The organism is Catenibacterium sp. GCM10023432 (assembly GCF_042651925.1).
GTDB lineage: Bacteria > Bacillota_I > Bacilli_A > Erysipelotrichales > Coprobacillaceae > Catenibacterium > Catenibacterium mitsuoka.
This window is the reverse complement of the sequence record NZ_JBHSEB010000043.1, coordinates 24,173-40,111: the sequence shown is the minus strand read 5'-3', so window position 1 is coordinate 40,111 and position 15,939 is coordinate 24,173. Positions and strand designations below refer to the sequence as shown.

The window sequence follows — 15,939 nt, the reverse complement described above, 5'->3', positions numbered from 1 at the left end:
AGAAAATAAAAAAGGCATACATTTTGTTTGTATGCCTTGATAGCTGTCAATTCTTAACTTAATGACATTGACCTTCGGGTTCTTTTTTTGTGAACTATTAGTTCTCTCTTAAAAAAGTTATTTACATGTATTACGTACTTTTTTTACGATTCTAATGTGAATACTTGTAATTGATCTTCAAATAATAAAGAATAGTAGTGAAGAAGAGAGGAACATATATGATACTTACAATTGGATTTATTGGAAATGGGAAAAGCACGAATCGTTACCATATGCCATTTATACTCACTAGAAAAGATAAAATTAAAGTAAAGACAATCTATAACCGTTCTATTCACTTTGATACTTGGAAGAAAATAGAAGAAATTCACTATACAGATAACTTAGATGAATTACTCTATGACAAAGACATTCAGGTTATTGTAGTGACTTTAAAATCGAGTCTTCATTATGAATATGCAAAAAAGGTATTAGAAGCAGGAAAACATTGCGTAGTAGAAAAGCCATTCGCAGCAAGTTATGCACAGGCAAAAGAACTATTTGATTTAGCTGAGTCTAAAGGACTCATGCTTCAATGTTATCAAAATAGAAGATTTGATAGTGACTTCTTAACTGTTCAAAAGGTCATTGAATCTGGAAAACTTGGGGACCTATTAGAATTAGAAATGCATTTTGATTACTATCGTCCAGAAGTACCAGAAAGCATTCATGAATTCTCAGTAATTGATTCTTATCTCTATGGTCATGCTTGTCATACCTTAGATCAGGTGATCTCTTATTTTGGTAAACCAGATCATGCACATTACGATGTACGCCAATTATTAGGTACAGGACGTATGAATGATTACTTTGATTTAGATCTTTATTATGGAACTCTAAAGGTCTCAGTAAAATCATCATATTTCCGTATAAAAGAGCGTCCTAGCTTTGTTTTATATGGTAAGAAGGGAATGTTTACTAAAACGAAAAAAGACCGTCAGGAAGCGGATTTGAAACATTTCTATATGCCTTATGAACATGATGACTTTGGCTTAGATACGCCAGATGATTATGGCACTCTTATCTATGATGAAGAGGGTCATTATCATGAAGAGAAGATCGAGACAGTGAAAGGTGATTATGGTTACTACTATGATGCATTGTATGAAACAATCATCAATCATAAGCCACAGCTTGTTACTAAGGAACAAACATTATTACAGATGAAGATATTAGAAGATGCAATCAAAGGATTAAAGTAGGAGGGTATATTATGAAACTTGGTATTGTAGGATCAGGAATGATCGTTAAAGACTTTTTAAAGATGTTTAATGAATTAAACGGTATTGAACTATTAGGTATCTCAGCACGTAATGAAGAAAACTTAAAGAATCTTTGTGTTCAGTATCCAATTGAACGTTATTATTTAAGTTATGAAGAAATGTTGGAAAATAAAGATATTGATACTATCTATGTTGCTGTACCAAACGACTTACATTTCATTATGTCTAAAAAAGCGCTTCTTGCAGGTAAAAACGTGATATGTGAAAAACCATTCACGACTAACCTCAAAGAGGCCTTAGAACTCAAGGAAATTGCTAAGAAAGAGGATTTATTCCTTTTAGAAGCTATTCCTAATCGATTCTTCCCTAACACTTATCTGCTAAAAGAAAAGGTAAAGGAACTAGGCAATATTCGTGTGATTAACTTTAACTTCTCACAATATTCATCAAGATATGATCGTTTTAAAAAAGGAGATATTGCGCCTGCTTTTGATCCAAATCATTCAGGTGGTTCTTTAATGGATCTAGGTGTTTATAACATCAATCTTATTATGGAATTGTTTGGTAAACCAGAAAACGTGGATTATTATCCTAATATTGAAAGAGGTATTGATACATCAGGTGTACTTGTGATGGATTATGGTTATATGAAAGCAGTTTGTGTTGCCGCAAAGGATTGCCAGGCACCGCTAGCTTCTACTATTCAGGGAGATGAAGGTTATATTGTCATGAGAAGTCCATCAAGTCAGATTACTGAATTCCAGATGGCTTTTAATAAGCAGGAAGAAGTGACTTATAACGAAAACGGACCACATAACCGTATGTATTATGAATTTGTGGAATTAAAGAAAATCATTGAAACAAATGATAAAGAAAAGATGGCTGCACTTTTACAGGATACATTAGATGTTATGGAAGTACTTACTGAAGCGAGAAAAAAAGCAGGGGTTATATTCCCTGCTGACTAAGAGATGTTCAACATCTCTTTTTTATATTTTTAAATCTTTATGAACTATTCCAACAAAAAATAGAATAAGAATTGTGACTAAGACAGTAATCACAAAGAGTTCTAAAGTATTCTGCTTAGGTTGATCTTTCTCTTGAACTGTTACTGAAGCATTCTTATTTGTATTATTTGTATTTTGAACTGTTTCTGTAAGAACAGGTGAATAAGCCTGTACAGAGGTTGGCTGAACACAGCCAATCACTAACATTATAATTGATAAACACTTAATTAATCGCATCATGATAGAGTTACTCATTGAAATGCCTTCTTTCCCCATATACAACTGTATTCTAGTCCTCATATAAACAATCGTCAATATAACAAGCGCTTACAAATATATAAAAAAGAGAAGAAAAATTCTTCTCTTAGTGATGGAAATTTGTATGTCCAGTAGAAAGTTCTGGTCTTTCAAGACCAGCTTTTTTACCTGCTTCAATAGACTTAAGAAGCCAGCTCATATTTTTTGCGATATTCTGCATAGTCGCAACACCTTCTGCATCTTTATAAACATCTTTAGGTTCACTTCCAAAGACTTCATTCCAATAATTGGCAGATACAATAGGCATATGAGAAATACTGAAATGTTTGTTGACAACATCCATGCTTGCCACCTGTCCAGCACGTCTTGCACTAAAGATACAAGCTCCTGGTTTATAGATAAAGACACTCTTATTTGAGTAGAAGGCTCTATCTAATACCGCAAGTAATCTTGCACTCGGATGAGCATAGTAGACAGGTGAGGCAAAGACAAAGCCATCACAGTCTTTTGCTTTTGTAGTGATTTCATTGACTACATCATCAAATATACATTGATGTTCAGTTACACACTTCTTACAGTTCATACAATCCGCAATAGGCTGATTGCCAATAAAGATGATTTCTGTTTCAATACCTTCTTCTTTAAATGTTTCAGCCATAATATCTAAAGCTGCACGTGTACAGCCATTATTACGAGAACTTCCATTAATCATAAGTACTTTCATAGATTTACCCCCTTATGGTAAAGGTTTATCACTTGCTAGATAAAGATCATACCATTCCTGACGTGTTAATTCGATATTCGCAGCTTCTGCTGTTTCAATTAAATGTTTAGGAGAAGTCGTACCAGTAATAGCTTGAATATGGGCAGGATGTCTTAAAATCCATGCAGTCGCAATTGTGGCAGGAGTAACATTATATTTCTTTGCTAAATCATCAAGAACGTTATTTAATTTCTTATAATCAGGATGATTTAAGAAAGTCCCTTCAGCCCAGGATGCCTGCACAATACTCCAAGCCTGGATTGTAATATCATTTAAACGACAATAGTCAAGCACACCGCCATCTTTATCAATCGCAAAGTCTTCCTTCATATTCATGTTCATACCACTATCAATCATCACAGAATGCACAATAGAAAGCTGTAACTGATTAGTAATAATAGGATGTTTAGTATACTTCTGTAATAAGGCAATCTGTCCTGGTGTATGATTAGATACTCCAAAGTATTTGACCTTACCACTAACATACAGTTCATCAAATGCTTCTGCCACTTCCTGAGGGTCACATAATGCATCAGGTCTATGTAATAAAAGAATTTCTACATGATCAGTATGGAGTCTTTTTAATGACCCATTGACGGCATTCATAATATACTCTTTAGAAAAGTCATAACGTTTCCCAGGTACAATGGCACACTTTGTCTGAATAATCATCTTTTCACGATATTCAGGATGTTTTTCAAGAACTTGTCCAAATAACTCTTCTGACTTTCCTCCACCATAAATATCAGCATGATCAAAAAAGTTAATACCACAATCTAATGCAGTCTTCACAAGTTCTTCTACTTCCTCAATACTCTTATCTGCAATACGCATGCAGCCCAAGGCGATTTCAGATACTTTTAAATTGGTTTTTGGTAGATCATAGTACTTCATATTAAATACCTCTTGTATAAGTCTTTAACCATTCATTTTCTTCATCAGTTAAGTATGGCTTTAATGATTCTCTTACGAATTCATGATACTTATTCAATGCTTCTCTTTCATCAGTCGTTAGTAAAGAAACATCAAGACCATCTAAGTCAATAGGACATAAAGTAAGAGGTACAAACTTCATCCACTGGCCATACTCATTCTTGATATCTTCAACACATAATAATTCATTTTCTAAACGGATACCAAACTGGCCTTCGATATAGACACCAGGTTCATCCGTTGTAATCATACCTGCTTCCTGAATTGCAGAAGGCTTTCGTGGATCACGTAAACGTGGTCTAATATCATTTGGCCCTTCATGGACATTTAAGAAATGACCGACACCATGACCTGTACCACACTGGAAATCAATATGCTGCTTCCATAACTCATATCTTACAAGACCATCAATCCAGATACCATTTGCACCATATAAGAAAACAGCTTCCTGCATCTTCAACATAGCCTTTAATACATATGTGAAGTATTTTCTTTCAGTCTCGCTGATTTCACCTAAGATGAATGTACGTGTAATATCAGTTGTACCATCTAAATACTGTCCACCTGAGTCAATAAGAAGCATACCTTCTTTTTTAACATGAACATCATGTTCATGAGAAGGATGATAGTGCATTAATGCCGCATTTTCTTTATAAGCAGTAATTGTATTAAATGAAATATCAGTAAATAATTCCTGTGCTTTTCTAAAGCTTAATAACTTATCAGTAATAGAACATTCAGTCGCATCATCAGGCATAGAAGTCTTTAACCAATACATGAATTTAGTCATTGCTACACCATCTTTTAAATGTGCATGCTTTGTATTTTCAATTTCTACATCTGACTTAATACTCTTGAAGTATTGTGATGGGTTAGACCCTTCCATGATTTCACAGTCAATAAATGAATAGATGGCATAGTTGATGGCACTTAAGTCTACAAGTACCTGACCACTTAATCTCTTTGTATCTAGATAGATATCATCATAAGAACGGATTTCAACACCATCATTCTTATAAGCTTCAATCATTGTTTCATCATAAGTACCATCCTGAAGATATAAATAAGCGTTATCTAAAGTGATAATACTAAATGCCATAGCCATTGGAGAATGAGGAATATCCTTGCCTCTAATATTGAATGTCCATGCAATATCATCTAATGATGTAATGATATGCGCATTACATTCATTTTCCTCCATATAACCACGAATCCAATCAAGTTTTTGTGCTGTGCTTTGTCCATGATACTTCACATCATAGATATAAGCAGGTTCATGAGAACGTTCTGGACGATTTGTCCATACATCAGTCATATCGATGTCTTTTAATTCAAAATCAGTTTCTCTACCTTCATCTAAATCAATGATAAATGAAGCAGTTGTTACTTTACCATTGAAGCCAAGTACATCACCATCATCAAGATGATCAATGAGGAAATCCTTCACACTAGGAACATCTGCATTACCCATCTTCATGAGTTTAATACCAGGATAGAGTTCTTTTTCGGCCTGAATGAAATAACGTCCATCAGTCCATAACCATGCTTCTTCCTGTCCTACAACTAGGACTCCAGCAGAACCCGTAAAGCCGCTTAGATACTTTCTAAATTGGTCATGTTCGCCTACAATTTCACTCTGATGATCATCATCAGTAGGCACATAATAGAACTTGATATTTTGTTCTTTTAATCTTTTCTGTAATTCTTTTATCATTTTTTTATCACCCATGATAAGTTTAACACAAATGAGGGAGATAAGGTATAATACAATTAGGAGATGATTAATAATGAACGAATGGAATCTTGATGCCCTATATACGTCATTTCAAGACAAAAAATTTCAAGAAGATTTAAACACTCTTAAGGATTTAAATAAGAACTATTCCACTTATAGAAGCGAGAAAACAGAAGCGGCATTACATAAAATAATAGAGACAAAAATAGAAATTGAAAAGAGAGTAGAAAGGCTTCATTTTTTTATACAGCTTTCTTTATCAGCTCATACAGATGATGCGGAAGCAGCACGTTATCTTGATCAATTAAATAATATAACTGCCTCAATGGTAGGGGAAGATATTAAGAATAATGCCTATATTGCGGAATTTGATTTAGATAGTTGTCAGGATCCTTTTATCAAGGAACATGCTTATATTCTTCATGAAATTAAAAATAAACAGAAGTATGTATTAGATGAAAAACAGGAATCAATCATAGCCCATATGAAAAATACAGGTTCTTATGCCTGGATGAAGCATAAGGATGCGGTTGTATCTTCTATTAAAGTGAATATAGATGGATATGATTATCCACTTACTGAAGTACTGAACATGGCTCATAGTCCCGATAAGCAGACAAGAATGAAAGCTTATTTCGCAGAACTAGATGCCTATAAACCATATGAAGAAACGATTGCGACATGTTTAAGTGGAATCAAGGGTGAAGTACTCTATACAAGTAAACTGAGAGGTTATGAATCACCATTAGAAGAATCATGTATCAAATCACGATTAAAGATGGAGACTCTTAATACATTACTTTCAGTTATGAAAAAGAATATGCCAGAAATAAGAGAATACCTTAAAATCAAGGCAGACTATCTAGGCTATCAGAACGGCTTACCTTGGTTTGAACTTTATGCGCCTGTTGTTGAAGATGATGAAGACTATCCATTTGAGAAAGGTTCTCAATTTGTCGTGGATCAGTTCTACACATTCTCAAAACATTTAGGTGATTTTGCGACTCATGCAATTAAGAATCATTGGGCTGATGTCTATCCAAGAGAAAATAAAGTCGGTGGTGCATTCTGTGAAAATATTAGAGGTTTGAAACAAAGTCGTTTCTTATTCAACTATGGAAATCATTTCTCTGATGTGATTACTGTAGCCCATGAATTTGGTCATGGTTTCCATGGAAGATGTTTAGGTGATCAAACAATATTGAATACCCATTATCCAATGCCTATTGGAGAAACAGCTTCTAACTTCTGTGAAACAATAGTGGGAAAAGGTGCATTAAAATCAGCAACACCTACTCAAAAGATTGTGATATTAGAGAATACATTAAGTAATGCGGTACAGGTGGTCTGCGATATTTATTCTCGTTTCTTATTTGAAAGCCGCTTCTTTGAAGCAAGAAAACAAGGACCAGTGAGTGCGGAAGAAACAAAGAAAATCATGCTTCAAGCACAGATAGAAGCGTATGGTGATGGATTAGATCATAATTATCTCCATCCATATATGTGGACATGGAAACCTCATTATTATGATTCAGACTATTCATTCTATAACTACCCATACGCCTTTGGTTCATTACTTGCGAAAGGACTTTATGCACGTTATCAAAAAGATACTGAACACTTCCCAGAGGATTATGAAACATTCCTTTCGGTCACAGGTAAGATGGATTTAGAAGATATTGCGAAAACACTTGATATAGATCTCACAGATGAATCATTCTGGCAGAGTTCTATTGATATCATCAAAGAAGATATTGATACATTTAGAACGCTTCTAGAGGAATACAAACATGATTGATACATTCTATCAAAAAGAAAATCTAGAAGTCTATAAGCGATATCTCTATTTCCAGTTAAAAGATGATTCTCGTTTTCAAACAGTATTCAATGACAATGAATATCACATTACTTTTCAATCACGTACAGCATCTATTCACTTCCATGATATAGGCATGATAGAAGAAGAAATCATCAGCGATGATAAGCAGATCTTTTATCTTCATTTTCCATTGACTACATTTCCTATTGCCTTAGAACTTTATCAATGTATGATCAATAAACTCATAGAAGAAAAAGTCGAACCAATGAAGGTGATATTATGCTGTAGTGGGGGAATGACATCAGGATTCTTTAAGGAAAAGATGCAGAACTATATTTTAAAAAATAACCTCCCATTGATTATAGAAGGGGCAGCAGTTCATACTGTGGAAAAGAAGTGTCTCTATTATGATGTTGTATTATTAGCACCACAAATGGGTTATAAGAAAGAAGAGATAGAGACATTGACACATAAAGATGTAGGTGTGATTGATCCTCAGGTCTTTGCGACATATGATTGTGGCGCATTATACAAACAGATTCAATATTACTATAGGAGGAATAACGAATGAGTGATACAAAAAGCGATATGATCTCTGGTGAACTCTATCAGCCATTTTCAAAAGAACTCTATAATGATCGTCTTTATTGTAAGAGTCTCTGTCATGAGTTAAACACTCTTTCACCGCTAAAAAGAGATGATATCAATCTTATACTAGATAAACTATTAAATGAATGGAATGAAGCTTTTATTGAACAACCTTTTCATTGTACATATGGTTATAATATTTCTTTAGGGAAGAACTTCTATTCTAAAGATAATCTCTTTATTGATGATAGTGGAATAGTGTCTATTAGCGATAATGTGACTATTGGATATAATGTCACAATACTCACATCAGTTACACCAATCAGTTGCCAGGATCGTGCAAAAGGATTAGAAAGTACACTACCAGTACGTATTTATGAAGGAGTATGCATTGGTTCAAATAGTATTATTTATCCAGGTGTAAAGATCAATAGAGAATCTATTATTGAACCAGGATCAGTTGTAAAGGATGACATCCCACCATTTGTGATTGCGGGAGGCAATCCATGTCGTGTTATTAGCGCAATTGATGATAAGGACTTGATGAGAAAATGAGAGAATTAGGACAATTATATGACTATACACTCCTTCATTTCCTTCATCATCTAGCCGAAAGTACAAACGGTGCACTCACACCATTCTTTCGCTTTATCTCTTATTTTGGTGATAAAGGCATCTTCTTTATCGCTTTATCCCTAGTACTCATTTATTTTAAAAAGACAAGAAAACTCGGTATATGTATCCTCATTAGTCTTGCAATAGGCGCTATCTTTACAAGTCTCTTTTTAAAGAATGCGATAGGACGTCATCGTCCTTATTTATCCGGTGTGGACGAATACTATAACTGGTGGAAGTATGTAGGAAGCTTACATTATAAAGAATTCTCATTTCCTTCAGGACATACTACAGCCACTATGGCTGTTATGATGTGTATATTCTTAACATGTAATAAGAAATACAGCTGGTTAGTTTTTATCTTTGTCGCATTAATGGGACTAAGTCGTAATTATTTCATGGTGCACTACCCAACAGATATTCTAGGTGGTATTATGGTAGGCGGAATATCTGGTCTTATTTCATATTTGATATGTTATAAGAGTAAATTATTGGGAGGAAGAACATGAAACTAACAATGCTAGGTACGGGGAATGCCTTAGTCACTAAGATTTATAACACATGTTTTGTCTTAGAAGACAACCATCAATACTTTATGGTTGATGCAGGAGGAGGAAACCAAATCCTAACTCAGCTAAAAAATGCAGGATATGACTGGAAGGATATGAAGCATATCTTCTTGACTCATAAGCATATTGACCATCTATTAGGTATGGTCTGGATGATGCGTATGATTACACAGTTCATGAATGCAGGTAAATATGAAGGTGATGCTTATATCTATGGTCATGATGAAGTCATTCATATTTTGAAAGATATGGCTGACACACTTCTTGTACCAAAACAGAGTGCATTAATTGGAAAAAGACTTCACTTAGTAGAAGTGAAGGATCAAGAAACTAAAGAAATTATGGGACATCCAGTCACTTTCTTTGATATCCATTCTACTAAAGCTAAGCAGTTTGGCTTCATGATGGAATATGATGGTAAGAAGCTGACATGTTGTGGTGATGAACCTTATTGTGAAGAAGAGAAAGTCTATGCAGAAAATGCAGATGTACTCTTGCATGAAGCATTCTGTTTATATGAAGAAAGAGACTTCAGACATCCTTATGAAAAACATCATTCAACAGTGAAAGATGCCTGTGAACTTGCGCAGAAACTTCATATTAAGAATCTTGTACTCTATCATACAGAAGATGATCATGTAGACAATCGTAAAGAACTCTACAAGGCAGAAGGTGCACACTATTATACAGGAAATATATTTGTTCCTGATGATTTAGAAGTAATGGAATTTTAGAGCTATCATTTGATAGCTTTTTATATTAATTATTTTTTGAAAAAAGTGCGATATATATATTAATTAACAAGTAGTATATAATATAAATAGATATAAAACTTGAAAGAAAGGATGATGATTATGAGTAAAAAGAAACGCGTCATTTCAGAAGAAAAGACAAAAGAACTTCAAAAAGATTGGCAAGGCTATGGCGCGATGACAGTGGCATATAGTCTTGTAGTTATCATTATCGTTCTTATTGCGATTATCGCAAAATTGTATTTCTAATAGAAAAGCCTCTGGATTATTTTCCAGAGGTTTTCCATTTCTGTCCATATTGATCTGCTTTGATAATAGCTTTTAATAAATTCTTTGAAGTCACTTCAAAAGGCATATTTAATGTCGTAGATCCTTCTTTAACTGCTTCTAAGCATACATGCAGTAATGCTTCTTCATCTATTTCTTTCATCCCTAAATCAGAGAGTGTAGTAGGTAACTCTAATGCTTCTAAGAACTCATAATAGCTCTTTAATGTATCTTTAGGAGTATTCTCTAATACCAATTGTACAAGTGTACAAAAAGCCACTTTTTCACCATGCATCTTACTCTTTGTTTCAGGAATAAGAGTGAATGCATTATGCAGGCCATGACCTACAGCTTCTCCACCAGACTCAAAACCAATACCACTTAAATAAATATTAGCTTCTATCACATTTTCTAGTGCTTCTGTGACTTTATGCTGCTTACAATCTTCTACAGCCTGCAATCCATAAGAATAGACAATATCAAAACAAGCTTTAGATATTGCTAAAGCACTTCTTGTCACCTGACTATGAAGACAATTCTCACTATGACTCACATAACAAGCCTTTGCTTCAAAATAAGTACTAAATGCATCACCAATACCCGCTCTCAGTAATCTTACTGGGGCATTCGCAATGACCTGTGTATCCACAATCACTTGATCTGGACTCTTAGGTAAATATAAATAATGATCAAACGTATGATCATCATGATAAATTACTGATAAAGAAGAACATGGGGCATCTGTACTCGCTGCAGTAGGTATAACGACAATAGGCTTTTTCGCATAATAACCACATGCTTTAGTGGTATCTAATACCTTTCCTCCACCGACACCGACAATCACTTCACTATTTGTTTCTTCTACAATATGTTGTATTCTTTCAATCTCACTCATACTACATTCATTTTGAAACAATACAACTGTCATTTCCTGTTCATGTAAGCTTTCCTCTATCTGAGGTATAAACATTTCTTTAAGATTTTCACTTGTAATAACGACAATTCTTTTATAGTCCTTTAAATCATCACCAAGACATTTTAATTCATCTTTACCTTGTCTATATCTTGTTGGTGCACCAATCATTTTGCTCATATTATCACTCTCCTATTTTTATTATAAAACATGAAAAAAACAATGAGGAGAATTTTCTCCTCATTGTTTACATATCGCAAAGACCTTTGTCTTCTCCGTATACTGAATACCAATCATTATTGAAATCAGTCACAGCTTTAGAAATACTTGGATTTTCAAAGATTGCCTTTAATACGCTGACTGGTGCAGTGATAGCCTGACTACCTGCATTAAATGCATCTCTTACCTGCTGTACGCCCTTGAAGCTTGCTGCAAGTATCTTGCAGTCATAACCATCTTCTACAATTCTATTAGATAAATGAGCCATTAATTCAAAAGGATCATTTCCTAAGTTTCCAATTCTATTTGTATAAGGTGCAATATAATCAGCACCTGCAGCTAAGGCCATATAAGCCTGCATCAAATCATAAACAGCTGTGGCAGTTACTTTTTTACCTTCAGCCTTTAAGATCTTCATAGCTTTAACACCTTCATAAGTAGTAGGGACCTTTACATATACCTTGTCATCTACTTCTTCAAAGATCTTGTGTGCTTCTTTCACAATTTCATCTGCTTCTGTCGCAATGACCTGAATATGCAAAGAACGTTCATCACCAATAATTTGTCTGATTTCTCTCATATGTCCAAAGAAATCCTTTGGGCTTGTCTTCTTTACAATACTTGGATTACTAGTGACACCTACGATTGGTAAGTGATCCACTGCATCTCTAATTTCTTCTAAATCTACTGTATCAATAATAAATTCCATTGTTTTTCTCCTCCTATAAACTCTGTTCAGTTCTACCGATAATATCATCCTGAGTTGCTTTAGATAATACATTGAAGAATGCACTATATCCTGCAACACGTACAATTAAGTCTTTATGATTTTCTGGATGCTTTTGTGCATCAATAAGTGTTTCTTTAGAAACAATGTTGTATTGTACATGGTAACCATGGAGACGATTAAAGAATGTACGAATCAATAATTCTAGTTTCTGTTTATTTTCTTCTGTAGAAAGCATCTGAGGTGTCATCTTCTGGTTAAGAAGTACGCCTCCTGTGATCTTTTCAGTACGAAGCTTAGATATACTCTTGAATACTGCAGTAGGACCATTCTTATCTGTGTTATGTGCTGGAGAACATCCTTCAGCGAGCGGTTCATGTGCATTTCTTCCATCAGGAGTAGCCATTGTACCCATACCCTGACCTACATTAGCACTAATTGAAGAAGTACCTGCATAACGGATACCACCAATAGGACCTCTATTATAACGAGTATTTGGATACTTTTTGATTTCATCAATATAAGAATCATATGCTTCTACAATTAAGTTATCTGCATAATCATCATCATTACCATACTTAGGTGCTTCATCATTCAACATTTCCTGAATCTTCTTGTTTTCAGGTGACTGGAAATCATCTAAGATAGCATTCCATAACTGTTCTCTTGTGATCTTCTTTTCATCATAAACAAGCTTCTTGATGGCTGCCAAGCTGTTTGCCATATTCGCAATACCAACCTGAAGACCTGAAATGAAGTCATACACTGCACCACCTTCTTTGATAGTCTTACCTCTACCAATACAATCATCAGTCAATGCAGAACATAGAATATCAGGCACATCTCTTTCAGATGCCTTATCAATAAAGTTTTCTACAATAACACTATAACGTGTCATTTCTCTTACTGTTTTATCCCATGCTGCAAGTAAATCTTCATATGTTTCCATTTCAGTAAAGTAACCATAGCCCTTAGTGAAACGTTTGTTTGTAGTTAAGTCAACACCATTATTCATTGTGCATAATAATACTCTTGGGAAGTTGACATAAGACATACCTGTACAACGATATCCCCATTTACCAGGAACAGCTGTTTCTACACATCCGATAGCACTATAATTATAAGCATCTTCTTCCTTAACCCCCCAGTTAATAAATGAAGGAATAATGATTTCATCATTATTTAAGGCTGGCATACCAAATCCAAGCTTCATTACTTCAATACATTCATCAAAGAAATGTTTATTCAAGTTTGCATGATAACGTACAGTTAAGTTAGGCTGAGTGAGTCTTGTCTGAGCCACTGATTTTAATACCGCAAAACTTAATTCATTCACTGCATCTTTCTTATCAGTAGTCTGACCACCAATAGTGACATTCTGATACATTGGAGAACCAGCTGAACTTAATGTATGAGCCTGTGAACGTACCTTATTGACTGTGAGTGTCTTGATCCATAAACAAGTAAGAAGTTCTAATGCTTCTTCTTCAGTGATCTTCTTATCATTTATATCCTTGATGTAATAAGGATACATATACTGGTCAAAACGACCATAACTTAATGAATGACCATTTGATTCAATCTGAAGAATCAACTGAATAAACCATACAGACTGTACTGCTTCACGGAATGAATGTGCTGGTTCATAAGGCACCTTTGCACAAATTCTGCTTATTTCTAATAATTCTTCTTTTCTTGAAGGATTTGTTTCTTTTTCTGCTATTTCCTTTGCGAGAGAACTATAACGAAGAGCAAATGTATGCACTGCTTCAATAACAGTTAAAACTGAATTATAGAACATATACTTATCAACACTATCAGGCTGAGCCAAATCAAGCTTTTCTTTCATTTCTCTTGTATAAGCTTCATAACCCTTTAAGCCTTGTGCAAGAATACGTTCATAGTTGACTGCGAGATGTGCATCCCCTGCATTCAACTTACCTTCCATGCCAAAGACACCTGTTTCCATAAATACACTCACTTCATCAGGTAGTAAAGCTTCACCTCTTGCACGTAGGTTATTATTTTCCCAGAAAGGTGCAATATCTCTTAATTGCTGTTTTGTTTCTTCAGTAATATAGAATACATCACCATCTCTCTTTTCAAAAAGATCTAATTCATCCATGATGAACTTCATTGTATATTCAGGGAATACTGGCGCATTACAATTCTTTGTAGACTGGTTACCTACAATAAGTGTTTTATCTTCAATATAGATAGACATGTTTTCAAGAATCTTCTTCAACATTCTTGCACGCACCATCACACGTGGCTGATTTAAGTTCTCCTTATAAGCCTCAGTCGCAAGAACAGCACGTTCTCCATCTACATAAGGCTTCTCATCTAATACTTCTTCTCTGAAAGCTTTCATTCTTTCAGTTAACTGACCAAAATGCTGAGTATTTTCCATTTTTATTCCTCCTAAAGTTTCATACGTAAGTTTTATATCTTTCATTACAAGCACATCATACGCATAAAAGCGTTATCAGTCAACTATAAATTATGAAAATAATATTGTAAACTTTCATATGAAACATTTATATTGCGAATCATAAGTAGAAATGATAGGATAGAAGCGAAAAGAGGGATATGATATGGAAGGAATTATATTTAATATACAGAAATTTAGTATTCATGATGGACCTGGTATTCGTACAACAGTATTTTTTAAAGGATGTCCATTAAGATGTGAATGGTGTGCTAATCCTGAGAGTCAGGCAGTGAGTCCTCAGGTTTTATACAATAATGAGAAATGTCTTCATTGTGCGACATGTGTACATACCTGTCCCAAAGGTGCTATAAAGATGGAAGATGGCTTGATTCGAATTGATCATAAAACATGTGATCATTGTATGGAATGTGTTAAAGCCTGCCCTGGTAAAGCCTTAACACAGGAAGGTGAAATCAAGACTGTAGAAGAAGTTGTTGATATCTGTATGCAGGACATTGATTTCTATGAAGAATCTAATGGTGGTGTTACTTTATCTGGTGGAGAAGCCATGGTGCAATATGATTTCATGATGGCTCTTGTCCATGCATTAAAAGAAAAAGGACTTCATCTTGCGATTGAAACAACAGGTATTGTGGATCATGAGAAGTTTAAGAAAGCAGCCCCTTTATTTGATCTTTTACTATTTGATGTAAAACAGGCTGATCCAATGAAGCATAAGAAGGGAACACATGTCACAAATGAAGTCATTCAAAAGAACTTCAAATGGGCTATTGAACAGGGACTGAATGTGTTACCTAGAATACCTGTTATTCCTGGCTTTAATGAAACATTAGAAGATGCGAAAGAACTCGCAACATGTATTAAAGAAGCAGGCGCAAAAGATGTACAGCTTCTTCCATTCCATCAATTTGGTGAAAACAAATATAAACTACTTGGTAAAGACTATAAGCTTCATGAAGTGCAAGCATTGCATCCTGAAGATTTAGTAGATTATCAAAATGAGTTTATCAAGTGTGGGTTGAATTGTTACTTCTAGATTAATATAATGAGTGCGGAGGTA

Annotated in this window: 16 protein-coding genes; 9 read left to right on the top strand and 7 right to left on the bottom strand. The window is 34.5% G+C overall.

Going from position 1 to position 15,939, the window contains the following annotated elements; translation table 11 throughout:
• Positions 1 to 218 precede the first annotated feature (218 nt).
• Both ACFOZZ_RS06380 and ACFOZZ_RS06375 read left to right on the top strand, forming a co-directional pair.
• Entirely contained in the window at positions 219 to 1,241 is a 1,023-nt protein-coding gene (locus tag ACFOZZ_RS06380; RefSeq protein ID WP_147556558.1) for a Gfo/Idh/MocA family oxidoreductase, read from the top strand.
• 11 nt (positions 1,242 to 1,252) lie between these two features.
• Positions 1,253 to 2,230, top strand: coding sequence for a Gfo/Idh/MocA family protein (locus ACFOZZ_RS06375; protein ID WP_278860818.1), 978 nt, complete (start codon positions 1,253 to 1,255; stop codon positions 2,228 to 2,230).
• Positions 2,231 to 2,251: 21 nt separating this feature from the next.
• Here ACFOZZ_RS06375 and ACFOZZ_RS06370 read toward each other — a convergent pair whose 3' ends face one another.
• The 4 genes from ACFOZZ_RS06370 to ACFOZZ_RS06355 all read right to left on the bottom strand — a co-directional run bounded on the left by ACFOZZ_RS06370 (position 2,252) and on the right by ACFOZZ_RS06355 (position 5,937).
• Entirely contained in the window at positions 2,252 to 2,524 is a 273-nt protein-coding gene (locus ACFOZZ_RS06370) for a hypothetical protein (RefSeq protein ID WP_040390046.1), read from the bottom strand.
• Between the two features lie 109 nt (positions 2,525 to 2,633).
• A complete protein-coding gene (locus ACFOZZ_RS06365) occupies positions 2,634 to 3,251 on the bottom strand; it encodes a flavodoxin family protein (protein ID WP_376814918.1) in 618 nt (205 codons plus the stop codon).
• 12 nt (positions 3,252 to 3,263) lie between these two features.
• Positions 3,264 to 4,184, bottom strand: coding sequence for an aldo/keto reductase (locus tag ACFOZZ_RS06360; RefSeq protein ID WP_376814917.1), 921 nt, complete (start codon positions 4,182 to 4,184; stop codon positions 3,264 to 3,266).
• Between the two features lies 1 nt (position 4,185).
• Positions 4,186 to 5,937, bottom strand: coding sequence for an aminopeptidase P family N-terminal domain-containing protein (locus ACFOZZ_RS06355; protein ID WP_376814916.1), 1,752 nt, complete (start codon positions 5,935 to 5,937; stop codon positions 4,186 to 4,188).
• A 73-nt stretch (positions 5,938 to 6,010) separates the two neighbouring features.
• Between ACFOZZ_RS06355 and ACFOZZ_RS06350 the strand changes: the two genes are divergently transcribed.
• From ACFOZZ_RS06350 to ACFOZZ_RS06325, 6 genes are all read left to right on the top strand, one after another.
• A complete protein-coding gene (locus ACFOZZ_RS06350) occupies positions 6,011 to 7,756 on the top strand; it encodes a M3 family oligoendopeptidase (RefSeq protein WP_376814915.1) in 1,746 nt (581 codons plus the stop codon).
• Positions 7,749 to 8,348 carry a PTS sugar transporter subunit IIB gene (locus tag ACFOZZ_RS06345; protein ID WP_376814914.1) on the top strand — a complete coding sequence of 200 codons (600 nt, stop codon included), beginning with the start codon at positions 7,749 to 7,751 and terminating at the stop codon, positions 8,346 to 8,348. The genes ACFOZZ_RS06350 and ACFOZZ_RS06345 overlap by 8 nt, the downstream gene beginning before the upstream one ends.
• The gene (locus tag ACFOZZ_RS06340; protein WP_376814913.1) at positions 8,345 to 8,920 is read left to right on the top strand and encodes a sugar O-acetyltransferase; all 576 of its coding nucleotides are present in this window, start codon (positions 8,345 to 8,347) and stop codon (positions 8,918 to 8,920) included. Before ACFOZZ_RS06345 ends, ACFOZZ_RS06340 begins: the two co-directional genes overlap by 4 nt.
• Positions 8,917 to 9,489, top strand: a complete 573-nt coding sequence (locus ACFOZZ_RS06335; protein ID WP_055234410.1) for a phosphatase PAP2 family protein — start codon at positions 8,917 to 8,919, stop codon at positions 9,487 to 9,489. Before ACFOZZ_RS06340 ends, ACFOZZ_RS06335 begins: the two co-directional genes overlap by 4 nt.
• A complete protein-coding gene (locus ACFOZZ_RS06330; protein ID WP_055234412.1) occupies positions 9,486 to 10,283 on the top strand; it encodes an MBL fold metallo-hydrolase in 798 nt (265 codons plus the stop codon). Before ACFOZZ_RS06335 ends, ACFOZZ_RS06330 begins: the two co-directional genes overlap by 4 nt.
• 120 nt (positions 10,284 to 10,403) lie before the next feature.
• Entirely contained in the window at positions 10,404 to 10,550 is a 147-nt protein-coding gene (locus ACFOZZ_RS06325) for a hypothetical protein (RefSeq protein WP_022424163.1), read from the top strand.
• Between the two features lie 16 nt (positions 10,551 to 10,566).
• Here the strand turns inward: ACFOZZ_RS06325 and ACFOZZ_RS06320 are convergent, their stop codons facing one another.
• The 3 genes from ACFOZZ_RS06320 to ACFOZZ_RS06310 all read right to left on the bottom strand — a co-directional run bounded on the left by ACFOZZ_RS06320 (position 10,567) and on the right by ACFOZZ_RS06310 (position 14,837).
• Positions 10,567 to 11,661: a glycerol dehydrogenase gene (locus ACFOZZ_RS06320; protein ID WP_376814912.1), complete on the bottom strand. Its 1,095-nt coding sequence runs from the start codon at positions 11,659 to 11,661 to the stop codon at positions 10,567 to 10,569.
• Positions 11,662 to 11,728: 67 nt separating this feature from the next.
• Positions 11,729 to 12,409: a fructose-6-phosphate aldolase gene (locus ACFOZZ_RS06315; RefSeq protein WP_055234779.1), complete on the bottom strand. Its 681-nt coding sequence runs from the start codon at positions 12,407 to 12,409 to the stop codon at positions 11,729 to 11,731.
• Positions 12,410 to 12,422: 13 nt separating this feature from the next.
• Complete coding sequence (locus tag ACFOZZ_RS06310; protein WP_376814911.1) at positions 12,423 to 14,837, bottom strand: glycyl radical protein; 2,415 nt, start codon at positions 14,835 to 14,837, stop codon at positions 12,423 to 12,425.
• A 184-nt stretch (positions 14,838 to 15,021) separates the two neighbouring features.
• On the opposite strand from ACFOZZ_RS06310, the gene ACFOZZ_RS06305 reads away from it, so the two are divergent.
• A complete protein-coding gene (locus ACFOZZ_RS06305) occupies positions 15,022 to 15,915 on the top strand; it encodes a glycyl-radical enzyme activating protein (protein ID WP_055233602.1) in 894 nt (297 codons plus the stop codon).
• Positions 15,916 to 15,939: the final 24 nt, after the last annotated feature.